We start from the raw sequence: 12,998 nt of genomic DNA, 5'->3' as shown, positions 1-12,998 counted from the left end.
ATTTATTGTAGTCACTTGGGTTAAAAAAAATGCCTCGTGGCATCATTATTATGGTGCAGGGGAGTAACTGCCCCTGCACAGGGATAACAGATATTAGAAAGTATTGGTGTCTTTAAACAGACCGACTTTCAAGTCGGTGGCAGTGTAAATCACTTTGCCATCAACCAAAACTTCACCGTCCGCGACACCCATAATTAATTTACGCATAATAACGCGTTTAAAATTAATACGATATGTTACTTTTTTGGCTTCAGGCAGTACCTGACCGGTGAATTTAACTTCACCGACACCCAGCGCGCGACCTTTGCCTTCGCCACCTAACCAGCCAAGATAGAACCCAACCAATTGCCACATAGCATCAAGGCCCAGGCAGCCTGGCATTACAGGATCACCGATAAAGTGGCAACCGAAGAACCATAGATCTGGATTGATATCCAGTTCCGCTTCCACATAACCTTTGCCATAGGTACCGCCGTCTTCTGTCATCTTGACGACACGGTCCATCATTAACATATTGCCTGCTGGCAATGGTGGTCCGCCAGCGCCAAACAGTTCGCCACGGCCTGATGCTTCAAGGTCTTCTTTTGTATAGGATTCGCGTTTATCTACCATGTTCTCAGTAAGCCTTATTTTAGTGAAGTGCGCAGAATAGCGTACACCTGTACGCTGAGCAAGTCCGATCAGCCCTGGTTGAACCAGTTTAGCCAGCGTAATGGCCAAGGCCAACGGTGTCTGTCCTGCGGATTAACCTGTGAGATTCGCTCTTGAATTATACCTAACAGGCTTGGTTGCTGCTCGTCGGCATACACCATGCCTGTCAATAACGGCAGTGCTTCAGCGGCGCTATCAACCGCCCAGAGATGGAACTGACCATTTTGTACCGCCTCAATCACTGCCTGATTCAGGCATAAATGACGGACATTGGTCGTCGGTAGAATCACCCCTTGAGTGCCCGTCAACCCGCGACGCTGACAAGCTTCGAAGAAGCCTTCGATCTTTTCATTTACGCCGCCAATAGGCTGCACATTACCAAACTGATCAACAGAGCCTGTGACCGCAATTTGCTGGTTGATAGGCTGCTGCGAAAGGGCACTGATCAAGGCGCAAAGCTCGGCCAGTGATGCGCTATCACCATCGACCTCACCATAGGATTGCTCAAAAACAATCGAAGCCGAGAAGGGTAGCGGCTGATCAAGTTCCAATTCTGAGATCAAGAATGCTTGCATAATCATCATGCCTTTAGCATGTAGATTACCGCCCAGTTCTGCTTTACGTTCAACGTCAACAAACTCGCCATCACCCAAGTGAACCACACAACTGATACGTGCAGGTTCGCCAAAAGCATAAGGGTGACCTGGGTATTCCAGTACCGACAAACCATTAATCTGACCGACGACTAACCCTTCGGTATCAACCAAAATTTGCCCTAGTTCAATCTCATCTTGCATCCGCTCAGCAAGATAACTATTACGCCAATCACGGGCATTCAAGGCAATGTCCAGCGCATTGGCTGTAATTGACTCTTCTTCAGCATACAGCGCTGCTTCTGCCAACTGGCCAGTTAGCCATACTGGGCACAGCGGCAGACTGCCCTGATCACCGCTGTAGCGCACTGCCTGACGAAACAGAACTGGCCAGGCATCGGCAGATAAAGATGGCAACTGCTTTTCCTGCAATAACGCATTGATATAGCCACACCATAGGGTCATGCCATCGATATCGACCAGCGGCAGCTCGACTTCGAACTCGCCATAGATAGCCAATTCACCTAACTCGGGTTCCATATCGTGGAAATCGCCAAGGCCCAGACGGTCGCCAACGAGAATCAGGCGCAGATCCAGTGGCATAGAGGGAATGTGTACTGGCAGAGGGCGAGTTTCATCAGGTGACAACCAATCGAAGCGCTGCTGGACAATCATCTGTTTCAGACGCAGCCACATCAGTGGTTGAGCTTGTAATGCCCGTACTGACAGGATCAATATGCCGCCATTAGCCTGATGAACCAAGCCGGGTTGCAGACTGATTTGATCTTTATGCCATCTAACACAACCAAACAGTTGTTCTGGTTCTATCCATTCCTGATAGAGACAGCGTGAATGTGCCGCAAAAGGCTCGTCACCACGTTGTGCCGGCTGCCAGGTCACTAGATTGGTATCAATCTGATAATCGCCACCAAACACGGCAGAGGCTTCAGGTTGCAGCTCTTTAACTGCCTGCGCGATCAATGCCAGATACTCAGTACTCTCCTGTGCTTTAATCAGCATAAAACGCGGTTGAGATTGTGGATGACAAAATAGCGTCATGCCATTCTCTAACCGGGGCTGAATCGCCGAGAAAGAAACCGGCTCCAACAGGGAGGCAGTAGTAAATAACGCTTCATAGGGCGTTGCGTTCGGCAGCATTGACTGCCATTCAAGTCGGTTATTGGTCAAAGTAATAGATGCAATCGTCAAAAAGGGAAAGGGCGATTATACAAGAATAAAGCAGGCTGCATATACGTAGAGTGGCAGTTGGTAGCAAGGAGTAAGACATCGGCAGTATTCCGTACAAAAAACAAACTAATCATAGGCTTTTAGTAGGGTGAAATTCTGCGTAAAACTGTTATGCTTGACTTAAGTTACACGGTCACTAAAGAGCTCACGATGAAATATCAACAACTGGAAAATCTGGAAAGTGGTTGGAAATGGGCGTATTTGGTAAAAAAACACCGTGAAGGTGAAGCCATTACCCGCCACATTGAAAACAGTGCAGCTACAGACGCAGTAGAGCAATTGATGAAACTGGAAAGTGAACCAGTAAAGGTGCTGGAGTGGATTGACACTCATATGAACGTACAACTGGCGACGCGGATGAAGCAGACTATCCGCGCCAGACGTAAGCGCCATTTCAATGCTGAGCATCAGCATACGCGCAAAAAGTCGATCGATCTGGAATTTCTGGTTTGGCAGCGTTTGGCAGCTCTAGCCCGGCGCCGTGGCAATACTCTGTCAGATACAGTGGTGCAGTTAATTGAAGATGCTGAGCGTAAAGAGAAATATGCCAACCAGATGTCATCTTTGAAACAGGACTTACAGGATATTCTCGGTAAAGAGATTTAACCTGTCTTGGTATGAATTAGATAAAAGTTGATATTGATATAGAGCCATTAAGAAAAGAGATGTGGCCTGGTTTGTTATCATTGATGACAAAAAAAACCCCGCAATGCGGGGTTTTTTACGAAAGGAGTAAACTTAAGCCTGTGGCTGAGTTACAACTTCTTTGTAGCCTTTAACTTCGATCTCTACGCGACGATCTGGTGCCAGGCAATTGATCAGAGCAGCACGTGGTTTCACGTTGTCACAGGTGTTACCAGTAACTGGGTTTGCTTGACCTTCACCGCGAGCGGTGATTTTGTCAGCAGGGATACCTTTAGAAACCAGGTAATCACGCACGCTGTCAGCACGACGCTGAGACAGAACTAAGTTCGGTGCTGGTTGACCGATACGGTCAGCGAAGCCCAGAACAACTACAGAACCGTCTTTAGGATCGATAGAGCTCAGTTGTGCATACAGTTGGTCCAGAGCTTGCTGGCCTTCTGGTTTCAGAGTTGCTTTGTTGAAAGCGAACAGCACGTCAGATTTCAGTGTGAAACGCTTAGTGTCAACAACTGGAGCTGGAGCTGGTGCTGGAGCAACTACTGGCGCTACTGCATCTTCCTGACCGAAACGGTAAGAAACACCCAGGCTCAGCATGCCATTGTCTGGACGAGCACCAACGGTAGCTTTATCACCGATGTTGCTAACCCATTGGTATTCCATACGGGTTGCCCAGTTTTTGGTCCATGCATATTCTGCACCCAGCGCTACCAGTGGAGAAACACCGGTGTCATGGTTGCTAGCACGGCTATCAGTAGGAGCATCGTAAGCGCTAGAATCTACGCGCCAAACCAGACCACCCAGACGGGTGTACAGGTCCAAGTCCTGAGCAATTGGGTAGCTCAGTTTAGCAGCCAGCTGTACGCCTTGTGCTTTGAATGCGCCGTTATTTACGTCGCCTTTGTAAGGCATACGGCCAAGCCAGTCGTATCCCATTTCAAAGCCCAGGTATTGGTTTGCTTGGTAACCCAAGAACGCACCAGCACCCAGTTGGTCTTTATGGGTAGGACCGTCGTTGCCAACGTTGCCATAGATACCGCCAGTGCCAGTATCTTGATACTGGGACCAACCCAGTTTACCACCGGTGTACCAGGTGTTATCTTTCGGTGCGGCTTGCGCTACTGTAGCGAAACCAGCCAGTGCCACTGCTAATGCGATAGCTGTCTTTTTCATTTTACGCCTCGTTATCATCCAAATAGGCAATGAGCTTTAAAAAGCTAAGCCCTTGGTTAAAATTCTTCGCCAAGGTTTTAACGCTCCCGTTAATCACGCTGCCAGTATAATTTGGCGTTTTAGAGCAACCTTGGCGATGTAAAGTCTACAACGTGGCGAGAAAGTTACAAGTGTGATGTGATAAACCGCCTGAAAAAAAAGCGAAATAGTGCATTATCTTTAACGATTTAGCGGTAAAAACCCGCGTTTTCTAGACGTTATTTTCTGCTGCAAGCCGCATTCCGACTCGCTTTATGCCGGTTTTATAGGAGTAAGCGCTAAATATTGTAATAATTCATGGGATAAATCCTAAATTTACTTAATGATACAAAGAAGAATGAATTTTTAACGTTGCGCACTGTCCTTGGTTCAGTTTTATGTCATTCAACGGACGCATAACAAACCCATAAGCATTCCCTAACTTTGCTGCCAAACGTAATCTGATTCGATCATTTTCTGACAACTCCGGTAGCCAACCAAGAACGACACTGTAATTTCCCGTCAATAATGCCTTCTCCATTGCATCAACAGTCGACAATGGATTGATTTGCCGTAACTGAACGACTTTATCTATTGGTAAGCCTGAATGCTGTAACCATAAACGACTTAATTTCTGTTGTGGGGCCAGCCATAAAAGCCACCGAGACTGCTTACCAAGTTGTTGCAATAAAGGAAGCAATAACTGAGTTACCGCAGGCTGGTTTTCACTGTACACAAGTTCACTGATAAGGCCACTATCTGTTGGAGCATCAACTCTTTCCGGTGTTTCACGGCTAATAAGAGAATGATAATTAGCATTATAAGGTTTTAGTGATTGAGTACGCATTATGAACCTCGCCTGTAGTGTGCTGTATGCATATACAGTAGTCACTGTTTGTTCGAAGATCAACTAAATTTTTACAAGACGCTTCGCATAATTGTGATGTAAATCCGTGCAAATTCATTTTGTGTTTGGCTAGGTAATCCATATTGCGTATTTTTTAATTGGTTGTTCCTCTTACACTTATTGCAACTGGATAGGGACGTTGGATTGGATTTTTACTAAAGGAGTAGTTATGGAAAACGCATCAGAAAACAAAATCATGCAAGCACAGGATCGTTTCGATTTTTTAGGCAAGATCACAGTTCGTTCGCAATTTGGTGGCTATGGCCTATTGGCGAACGGCATTATGTTTGCGGTGATTTCGGACGGCGAACTGTATTTACGCGCTAATAATAAGATAGAAACGCTATTCCGCAGTCGGGGGATGAGTAACTTTGTCTACGCTAAACGCGGGTTACCGGTATTGCTGCGTTATTATTGGGTAGACTCTGCATTATGGAGTGATGAGTGCACACTAAGTCATTTTGCTACACGCGCTTATCAAGGGGCGAAAGCTGAGATTTTAAGCAAAAAAGGGCCAACAGTTCGTCTGAAAGATTTGCCGAATCTCAGTGCCAGCCTTGAACGACTATTGTGGAAAGCCGTCATCAAGAATGCGGCGGAACTGCGGCGTGAAGGGGCCAAATGCTGTTATCTGAAGTTACGTGCATTAAGGCGCTCACTCGGGGTTAATGTATTATTGGCGCTTGCTGGGGCGATAAGTGGCCACCATTATGCTGTGCTGCCTTTATTGATGCGTAGTGAACTTATTGAATGGTTTGAGATACACATCCGTTCGCCCAACATTACGCAGTTTGAAACAGCATAGCGGGGCCATCGGGAATGGCCCCAATCTTAATTAGTCTGGCTGATGTGCCTATTCAGTTCACTGAGTTCAGGTAACAGTTCAAGCAATAAACCTATTTGTTGTAAAACCAATTGGTCTTTGCTCTCCGGCTCAGGATTACAGTTCTGTAGCCGGGTAGATAAGCTGGCTAGCACCTGGGCCATTTTCGCGCTGTCAGGCTGCTCTTGCTCAAGTGTACCCTCGACATAACAAATCGCATCATTAAGCAGATTCAGGGTGGCGGTGTTGCTCAGTTTCTCTCGATGAGCACCCAGCGCGGATATATAGCTCAGCATCGTGTGGTTCAGACAGAGCAATCGGAATGCTGCCTCCTGAGTTTCTTTGTCATTTTTGGGTTCGGCAGACATATTTGAGATCACTGAGGCTAACTCCGCGTCGCAATTATGTGCATCACGGCGGGCTATACGGTAGGGCAGGCTATTATCTTTGCCTTGATAGTATTGCACCAGAATTGCATCCAAATAGCGGCAGTTGGCATTCAGCGTTTTATGAACCACCGCAGGGAGGTGGCGGAACTTCCAATCCGGCCAGATAAAACTCACCGCTACCCAGGCGATGGCACAGCCTAGCAGGGTATCAAATACCCGAGGTGCGGCAACCTCAAATCCTTCCCCTAATAGGTTAAAACAGAGCAAAACCAGCAGGGTAATAAACATCGTTGCATGAGCATACTGAACATTACGGAAAGCAAAAAATAGTACCCCGGTAATGACAATAAGGATGAGTTGCCCCTCAATGGAAGGCACAAAATACAGGATAGGCAAACCAATAAGAATACCCGCTAGCGTGCCAATTATACGCAATGCAAGGCGGCGGCGCGTCGCATTGTAGTTAGGTTGGCAGACAAAAAGACTGGTCAGTAGGATCCAATAGCCGTGGCGCATGCCTGTTAGTTGAATAAACGCATAACCGAGACATAGCACCACTGACATGCGAACTGCGTGGCGAAATAGTGCAGATTGTGGGGTGAGATGGCGGCTGATACGCAGCTTGATATCACTCCATCCGGTAATGTGGTCGTCAGACAAACGGCTCTCGGGCTGAGGGCCTTCGGCTAATACTTGTTCGGATTCAATTCCCGCCAATTGGGCATCAATAGCCCGTAAATTTCTCAGTAAGTGGGAAAGGGCTTTAACTTGCGGGATATTCTCGTTTTGCGCGAGTTCTCTGGCCAGTGCCGCATCTAAAAACGTAAAGGCTCGCTCGAAGCGAGGATCATGCTGATACTTTTGTCTCATCAGAATGGATTGCGAAAGTTGCAGGCAGGCTCTGGCTTGCATACTCAGTAAGCGCTGAAAGCGGAATAGCACGTCGCTGTAACGGAATTTCTCTCGTAGAACCTGATATTGGACATGTGACGAGCTGGCGCGTTCATGAATATCTTGTGCGACAAAATAGTAGTGAAGTGTCCGTCTGGTCCCACGCTGGCCCCGATCACCTTTCAAGCGAGTCACCAGTGAGGCTTTGGCCTGATTTAAGGTTGATACCAGTGTGCCGTTGGCCATCGCCACATCAATAAGAGGCTGGTCGACATCAGATTCGATATCAGGATCGAAGAGATTAGCTTTTGCTTCCAAATAGTGAGCAAGCTGCTGGTAGCAACGAGCTAGATTATCCTGCAAGGGGCGGATAGGGAAAATAAGGTGTCCGCACAAGGTCAGTACGTTATACCAAACAGCTCCGAGCAGCAGCAGTAGCGGCTGTTGGTACCAGATATGGTACATCGAGGTACCCAACATGGTGTAGATAGCAATTAGCAATGCGCCAAAGGCAATGGTTGCATAGCGTTGCCCCAAAGCCCCCAGCAGAATAAAACCACAGGTTGAAAAGGTCAGACCGAGGGCAAAAAACCAGGGATAAGGAAATAACAACTCTATCGATGCGGAGGCGACAAAAAAACAGATCAGCGTAATGAATAAATTGCGTAATCGCCCTGTCAGGCGGTCATCAAGATCAGTAAGTGCTGCCGCGACGACACCGAGTGTTAACGGAATTGTCAGTTTGGGCTGACCAATCCACCACGGAACCGCCGTTACTCCCGCCAACGCGATAAAAATACGGGCATGATAAAGCAGGCTACTATTGTAGACATAACGGCGTAAACCAGTGACGAAAGTGAGCACAAAAAACCTCTAAAACTGAAAATTCAGCGTTGCTGATATTGGCGTTGAGCGTTAGCCATTCTCGCTTGCTGTGCCATTTCGACTGAAACGACACGGCGGCCCACGGGCCACAAAGCAATAGCAGCAATTTTAAAATTGGCAATACCGACCGGGATACCAATGATGGTTATGCATTGCACAATCCCTGTGGCGATATGGGATAAACACAGCCACCAACCAAATAAAATGAACCAGACAATATTCAGTAACGAGCCGCCTGCAGTTATCAGAGCATTACTTTTTTCTGGGTATAATTCATTGACATGGATCGCCTCATTGCCATATGGAAGAAATGATAATTTGGTAATTTCCCAGCAAGAGCGCGTTAATGGTAAGGTAAAAATCAGAACGACACTGACGACTGTGGCGAATAGCCAGCCCAGTGTGGTGAAGAAACCACCTAAAACAAAATTAAGAATATTCAGTACAGTACGCATAGTGATTTATCTGCCTAGCTGAATAAAAAAACCGCAACGCGGATGAGTGATAACAAACGCTAACCATTCTATATGAATAGAGCGGGTTAGTTTCCGTTGTCAACTATCGGATACCTGTTGTTTAAACTCAATTATTTTATTTACACTCCATTGTGTTATTTCAATTCACTTAATACGAGTAATGGCGCGCAGATATGGAACTTAAAGCGACATCTTTTGGCAAGCATTTGGCTCAGCACCCTTACAACCGGGTGCGTTTGCTCAATGCTGGCATCGAAGTATGCGGTGATAAACATCAGTACCTAATTCCTTTTAACCAGTTGGTTAACATTGAATGTAAGCGCGGTATTGTCTGGGGCGAACTGGAATTTGAATTGCCAGACCAACAAGTTGTCCGTTTACATGGCACCGAATGGCAGGAAACTCAACGTTTCTATCAACATTTACTGGGCATCTGGCAGCAATGGAGTGAAGAGATGAGCTTGGTTTGTGTTGAGGTTTTACATAAACAAGTGGAATCAATCAAGCGGATTGAGCAACAGGATAAATGGTTTAAACGCAGTGAGTTAGGACAGGTGCAGCACTCTATTCGCGAGGCTTTAGCCTCATTGCCAATACCGGTGCAGCGGTTGAACGAATTTGAGACCTGTCGTGCAGATTATGAGATCTGTTTGCGCTGGTTGCAGCAAGGTAGTCGCAGTGTAGAACGCCGGAATCAGCAATGGACCAACCGAATGTTGGAAGAGCATCAAGATTTCTTCCAAAGTGTAGAAACCTCCCCTCTGAATGAATCGCAAAGCCGGGCGGTGGTTAATGGCGAAGACTCGGTATTAGTTCTGGCAGGTGCCGGCAGTGGTAAAACATCGGTGCTGGTAGCCCGTGCCGGTTGGTTGTTACGCCGTAATGAAGCATTACCGGAGCAGATTTTACTGCTCGCATTTGGCCGTCAGGCGGCTGATGAGATGAATCATCGCATTAAGCAACGGTTAGCTGTGGATGATATTCAGGCTAAAACCTTCCATGCACTGGCATTGCAGATTATCCAGCAAGGCAGCCGTAAAACACCACTAATCAGTAAATTAGAATCAGACAGCCAGGCCAGAAGGTCGTTATTGATTAAGAATTGGCAACAGCAGTGTAGTGAGAAAAAAGCGCGGGCAAAAGGGTGGCGTGAATGGCTAACTGATGAGCTTGAGTGGGAGGTTGATGAGGGTGAGTTTTGGCAAGATAAACGTTTAGCAGCCAGATTGGCGGGGCGGCTGGAGCGTTGGGTAGGGCTGATGCGAATGCACGGTGGTAGTCAAGCCGAAATGATTGAGCAGGCCGATGAAGAAGTGCGTGATCTCTTCCAGAAACGTATACGGTTAATGGCACCGTTATTGAAAGCGTGGAAAACGGCGTTGAAAGAAGAAGGTGCGGTTGATTTCTCCGGCTTGATTCATCAGGCAGTTAACTTACTGGATAAAGGGCGTTTTGTTAGTCCGTGGAAGCATATTTTGGTGGATGAGTTTCAGGATATCTCACCGCAACGCGCTATGCTGCTGGCAGCACTGCGCAAACAAAATAAGCAAACCTGTTTATTTGCGGTGGGTGATGATTGGCAGGCGATTTATCGGTTTAGTGGCGCGCAGCTCTCGCTCACTACAGCTTTTAGCCAGTACTTCGGTGAAGGGGCTGAATGTGCCTTGGATACCACTTACCGCTTTAATGATAGGATCGGTGAAATTGCGAACCGGTTTATTCAGCAAAACCCACATCAATTGAAAAAGCCACTTAACAGCTTGAGTAAAGGTAACAAAAAGTCAGTCATCATTTTACCGGACCAACAGCTTGACACCTTGCTGGATAAATTAAGCGGTTTTGTTAAGGATGATGAGCGCATTTTGATTTTGGCCCGCTATCACCATTTACGGCCTGAGATTTTGCAAAAAGCGGCAACTCGCTGGCCAAAACTGACGATTGATTTTATGACTATTCATGCCAGTAAAGGGCAGCAAGCCGACTATGTGATTATTGCAGGGCTGCATGAAGGTAATGATGGTTTTCCGGCAGTAGCGCGGGAATCAATTGTGGAAGATGTGCTGTTACCGGCACCGGAAGATTTCCCAGATGCGGAGGAGCGGCGTTTATTATATGTCGCAATGACTCGTGCGAAACACCAGGTCTGGTTACTGCAAGATACAGCAAAACCCTCTATTTTTGTTAAGCAACTTAGCGAGTTAGGTGTTCCTGTTCAGCGTAAACCTTAACGGAGCTATCGCATACATTACGCCCGGTGGTTGTGGCACCGGGCGTAATGCTTATTGCAGTCGCTGTTTTAAGTAATGATCATAATCAGGGATTGCGATGGTAACTTCGCTGCTAAACAAGTTAGAACCAATTAAGAAGTCTGCGGTCGAGCGGTTGGTGGCGACAGGTATATTCCAGACTGTTGCCAGACGTAGTAGGGCTTTCACATCGGGATCATGCGGCACAGCATTCAGTGGGTCCCAGAAGAAAATCAAAATATCGATTTTTTTCTTTGATATCAGCGCACCCACTTCTTGATCTCCCCCCATCGGACCACTTAGTAAACAGTTAACGTCAATGCCGGTGGCTTTTTGTACCAGGTTTCCGGTGGTACCTGTGGCATAAAGTTCGTGCTGGGACAGCAGTTGTTTATTTTCCATAACCCATTCGAGCAGCGATTTTTTGCAGTGATCGTGGGAAACAAGGGCAATATGCTTGCGTACCGCAATAGTGCGGGTAGTCAGTTCCATCAAGATATCCTTCAATAAATGCTAGCGGTTTGCTAACAGATTACTGAAACGGAGATTTTGTGCATAGCGGTAACGCAAAGAAATGCGAGGAAACAAGCATAACCTGATGTTTAAGAACCGCCTTATCGTAAACGGATCATTTGCCCGGTTGCTTTTTAGCCCAGAGTAGGAAGCGTTGTTGAGTTTCGGCGTTGGCTTGCAGGAACCAATATTGCAGCATCTGTTCGGCAACATTTTCCCCTTGCAGGCTGGTGGTATTCTGCGCGGTATTTGTCCCTGCCACGGCAATAGTGGTCCCCGGCACCGCACTCACAGTTGACGGTGGAATGGTGGCAAAAGAGGGAACTGAAGCACTAAATTGGCCAACATTATAACTGGCCATTGCAGTTTCAAGTGTGCTGGCAGTGTTGAGATTGTCCTGATGTAATACATCGTGGCGCACAGATAATGGGCGGCCATTATCTCCAATAAGCTGATATACCGGGTTTTTAGAAAACTTATGCCCATCTCGTTCGGTATCAATGACCGGTAATTTTATGGCGACTGAACGAACATTGCGGGTATTAAACACCACCACTAATGGCGGAGAGGCATACAACACTTTCGGATCGGCTGGCAGTGGTTTAGCCACTTTGAACAGAATTTGATGCTGACCGCTGTTTAATTCCAAGCTATCGGCTCCTTTTAGCAAGGATCCTGACATATTTTTCCCATCGACCACCAACAGGTCAATTTCCGGCGCGAGTTTTAAGGTCGTGGCGATAGCTGAAGCACTACAGCAAACGGCCAAAATCCCTACGACCACCAGACCAAATTTCATGTGCTGCTCCTGAGGGTGATATCCGCGTACATTGTCAGACAGGCTAGATTATGTGTCAAAGTCTTTCCGTTCGCCCACATTTATTTACTTTTTGAAATGATCAGTATAAATATAACGTTTTTATCCTGATGAATTATAAGGATAAAGCCGGCACTCTAACAGTAATTACTGCGACATCTCTTAAACCAAATCAATCTGACCGCATTTATGATCCATTTTCCCCATGATGTACACTTAGAGGATCGCCTAATATTGGTAGTATCCCTCCGGGTGCACATGGATTGGGATATTCTTTTAGCGCATCAGAGGAACTGAAAAATGCACGATAAAGATATTGCTGACATTCTCCAACAGGTAAAAACAATTGCATTAGTCGGGGCGAGTGATAACCCATCGCGGCCAAGTTATGGTGTTATGGCTTATCTGCTACAGCAGGGGTATCAAGTCACGCCTGTTAGCCCTAAATTGGCGGGGAAATCATTATTGGGTCAGCAGGCATATGCAGAACTGGCGGATATTCCTCATGCTATCGATATGGTGGATGTTTTCCGTAATGCCGAGGCTGCATACGGCGTTGCGCAAGATGCTATTGCTATCGGCGCCAAGGTTCTGTGGTTACAAATTGGTGTTATTAATGAGTTGGCGGCTACCTTGGCGGCAGATGCGGGAATAAAGGTGGTGATGGACCGTTGTCCGAAGATTGAAATACCGCGCCTGGGATTAGAAAAACAGTGATACGCGACG

12 protein-coding genes are annotated in these 12,998 nt (G+C 46.8%); 4 read left to right on the top strand and 8 right to left on the bottom strand.

All coding sequences use genetic code 11. The features are described from left to right. Positions 1-93: 93 nt before the first annotated feature. Together fabA and ACWJJO_RS13865 are read right to left on the bottom strand one after the other, a co-directional pair. Entirely contained in the window at positions 94-612 is a 519-nt protein-coding gene (gene fabA, locus ACWJJO_RS13870; protein WP_083158467.1) for a bifunctional 3-hydroxydecanoyl-ACP dehydratase/trans-2-decenoyl-ACP isomerase, read from the bottom strand. Between the two features lie 68 nt (positions 613-680). Next, a complete protein-coding gene (locus tag ACWJJO_RS13865; RefSeq protein ID WP_481091154.1) occupies positions 681-2,432 on the bottom strand; it encodes an AAA family ATPase in 1,752 nt (583 codons plus the stop codon). Positions 2,433-2,642: 210 nt separating this feature from the next. Here ACWJJO_RS13865 and matP point away from each other — a divergent pair, with 210 nt between their 5' ends. After that, the gene (gene matP / locus ACWJJO_RS13860) at positions 2,643-3,098 is read left to right on the top strand and encodes a macrodomain Ter protein MatP (protein WP_083158469.1); all 456 of its coding nucleotides are present in this window, start codon (positions 2,643-2,645) and stop codon (positions 3,096-3,098) included. A 132-nt stretch (positions 3,099-3,230) separates the two neighbouring features. Here the strand turns inward: matP and ompA are convergent, their stop codons facing one another. Further along, the gene (gene ompA, locus ACWJJO_RS13855) at positions 3,231-4,307 is read right to left on the bottom strand and encodes a porin OmpA (protein WP_083158470.1); all 1,077 of its coding nucleotides are present in this window, start codon (positions 4,305-4,307) and stop codon (positions 3,231-3,233) included. A 358-nt stretch (positions 4,308-4,665) separates the two neighbouring features. Further along, positions 4,666-5,172, bottom strand: a complete 507-nt coding sequence (sulA, locus tag ACWJJO_RS13850; protein WP_372559313.1) for an SOS-induced cell division inhibitor SulA — start codon at positions 5,170-5,172, stop codon at positions 4,666-4,668. Positions 5,173-5,401: 229 nt separating this feature from the next. Between sulA and ACWJJO_RS13845 the strand changes: the two genes are divergently transcribed. After that, the gene (locus tag ACWJJO_RS13845; protein ID WP_481091153.1) at positions 5,402-6,037 is read left to right on the top strand and encodes a TfoX/Sxy family DNA transformation protein; all 636 of its coding nucleotides are present in this window, start codon (positions 5,402-5,404) and stop codon (positions 6,035-6,037) included. Between the two features lie 26 nt (positions 6,038-6,063). Here ACWJJO_RS13845 and yccS read toward each other — a convergent pair whose 3' ends face one another. Both yccS and ACWJJO_RS13835 read right to left on the bottom strand, forming a co-directional pair. Then, a complete protein-coding gene (gene yccS, locus ACWJJO_RS13840) occupies positions 6,064-8,199 on the bottom strand; it encodes a YccS family putative transporter (protein WP_083158473.1) in 2,136 nt (711 codons plus the stop codon). 23 nt (positions 8,200-8,222) lie between these two features. Further along, the gene (locus ACWJJO_RS13835; RefSeq protein WP_083158474.1) at positions 8,223-8,675 is read right to left on the bottom strand and encodes a YccF domain-containing protein; all 453 of its coding nucleotides are present in this window, start codon (positions 8,673-8,675) and stop codon (positions 8,223-8,225) included. A 194-nt stretch (positions 8,676-8,869) separates the two neighbouring features. Here ACWJJO_RS13835 and helD point away from each other — a divergent pair, with 194 nt between their 5' ends. Continuing rightward, positions 8,870-10,924 carry a DNA helicase IV gene (gene helD, locus ACWJJO_RS13830; protein ID WP_481091152.1) on the top strand — a complete coding sequence of 685 codons (2,055 nt, stop codon included), beginning with the start codon at positions 8,870-8,872 and terminating at the stop codon, positions 10,922-10,924. Positions 10,925-10,975: 51 nt separating this feature from the next. On the opposite strand, the gene ACWJJO_RS13825 is transcribed toward helD, so the two are convergent. Both ACWJJO_RS13825 and ACWJJO_RS13820 read right to left on the bottom strand, forming a co-directional pair. Then, the gene (locus tag ACWJJO_RS13825; RefSeq protein WP_481091151.1) at positions 10,976-11,434 is read right to left on the bottom strand and encodes a methylglyoxal synthase; all 459 of its coding nucleotides are present in this window, start codon (positions 11,432-11,434) and stop codon (positions 10,976-10,978) included. 136 nt (positions 11,435-11,570) lie between these two features. Beyond that, positions 11,571-12,254: a DUF2057 family protein gene (locus ACWJJO_RS13820; protein WP_193784636.1), complete on the bottom strand. Its 684-nt coding sequence runs from the start codon at positions 12,252-12,254 to the stop codon at positions 11,571-11,573. 318 nt (positions 12,255-12,572) lie between these two features. Here ACWJJO_RS13820 and ACWJJO_RS13815 point away from each other — a divergent pair, with 318 nt between their 5' ends. Then, on the top strand, positions 12,573-12,989 hold the full coding sequence (locus tag ACWJJO_RS13815; protein WP_083158477.1) for a CoA-binding protein: 417 nt from the start codon (positions 12,573-12,575) through the stop codon (positions 12,987-12,989). Positions 12,990-12,998: the final 9 nt, after the last annotated feature.

The sequence above is a fragment of the Yersinia antarctica genome, from assembly GCF_056636475.1.
The sequence above is the reverse complement of the archived record's forward strand: the minus strand, read 5'-3'. Positions and strand labels throughout refer to the sequence as shown.

What these genes read in the sequence shown, in the direction of transcription:
- fabA (WP_083158467.1), bottom strand. Translation starts at nt 612, where the DNA reads ATGGTAGATAAACGCGAATCCTATACAAAAGAAGACCTTGAAGCATCA.
- matP (WP_083158469.1), top strand. Translation starts at nt 2,643, where the DNA reads ATGAAATATCAACAACTGGAAAATCTGGAAAGTGGTTGGAAATGGGCG.
- ompA (WP_083158470.1), bottom strand. Translation starts at nt 4,307, where the DNA reads ATGAAAAAGACAGCTATCGCATTAGCAGTGGCACTGGCTGGTTTCGCT.
- sulA (WP_372559313.1), bottom strand. Translation starts at nt 5,172, where the DNA reads ATGCGTACTCAATCACTAAAACCTTATAATGCTAATTATCATTCTCTT.
- ACWJJO_RS13845 (WP_481091153.1), top strand. Translation starts at nt 5,402, where the DNA reads ATGGAAAACGCATCAGAAAACAAAATCATGCAAGCACAGGATCGTTTC.
- ACWJJO_RS13835 (WP_083158474.1), bottom strand. Translation starts at nt 8,675, where the DNA reads ATGCGTACTGTACTGAATATTCTTAATTTTGTTTTAGGTGGTTTCTTC.
- helD (WP_481091152.1), top strand. Translation starts at nt 8,870, where the DNA reads ATGGAACTTAAAGCGACATCTTTTGGCAAGCATTTGGCTCAGCACCCT.
- ACWJJO_RS13825 (WP_481091151.1), bottom strand. Translation starts at nt 11,434, where the DNA reads ATGGAACTGACTACCCGCACTATTGCGGTACGCAAGCATATTGCCCTT.
- ACWJJO_RS13820 (WP_193784636.1), bottom strand. Translation starts at nt 12,254, where the DNA reads ATGAAATTTGGTCTGGTGGTCGTAGGGATTTTGGCCGTTTGCTGTAGT.
- ACWJJO_RS13815 (WP_083158477.1), top strand. Translation starts at nt 12,573, where the DNA reads ATGCACGATAAAGATATTGCTGACATTCTCCAACAGGTAAAAACAATT.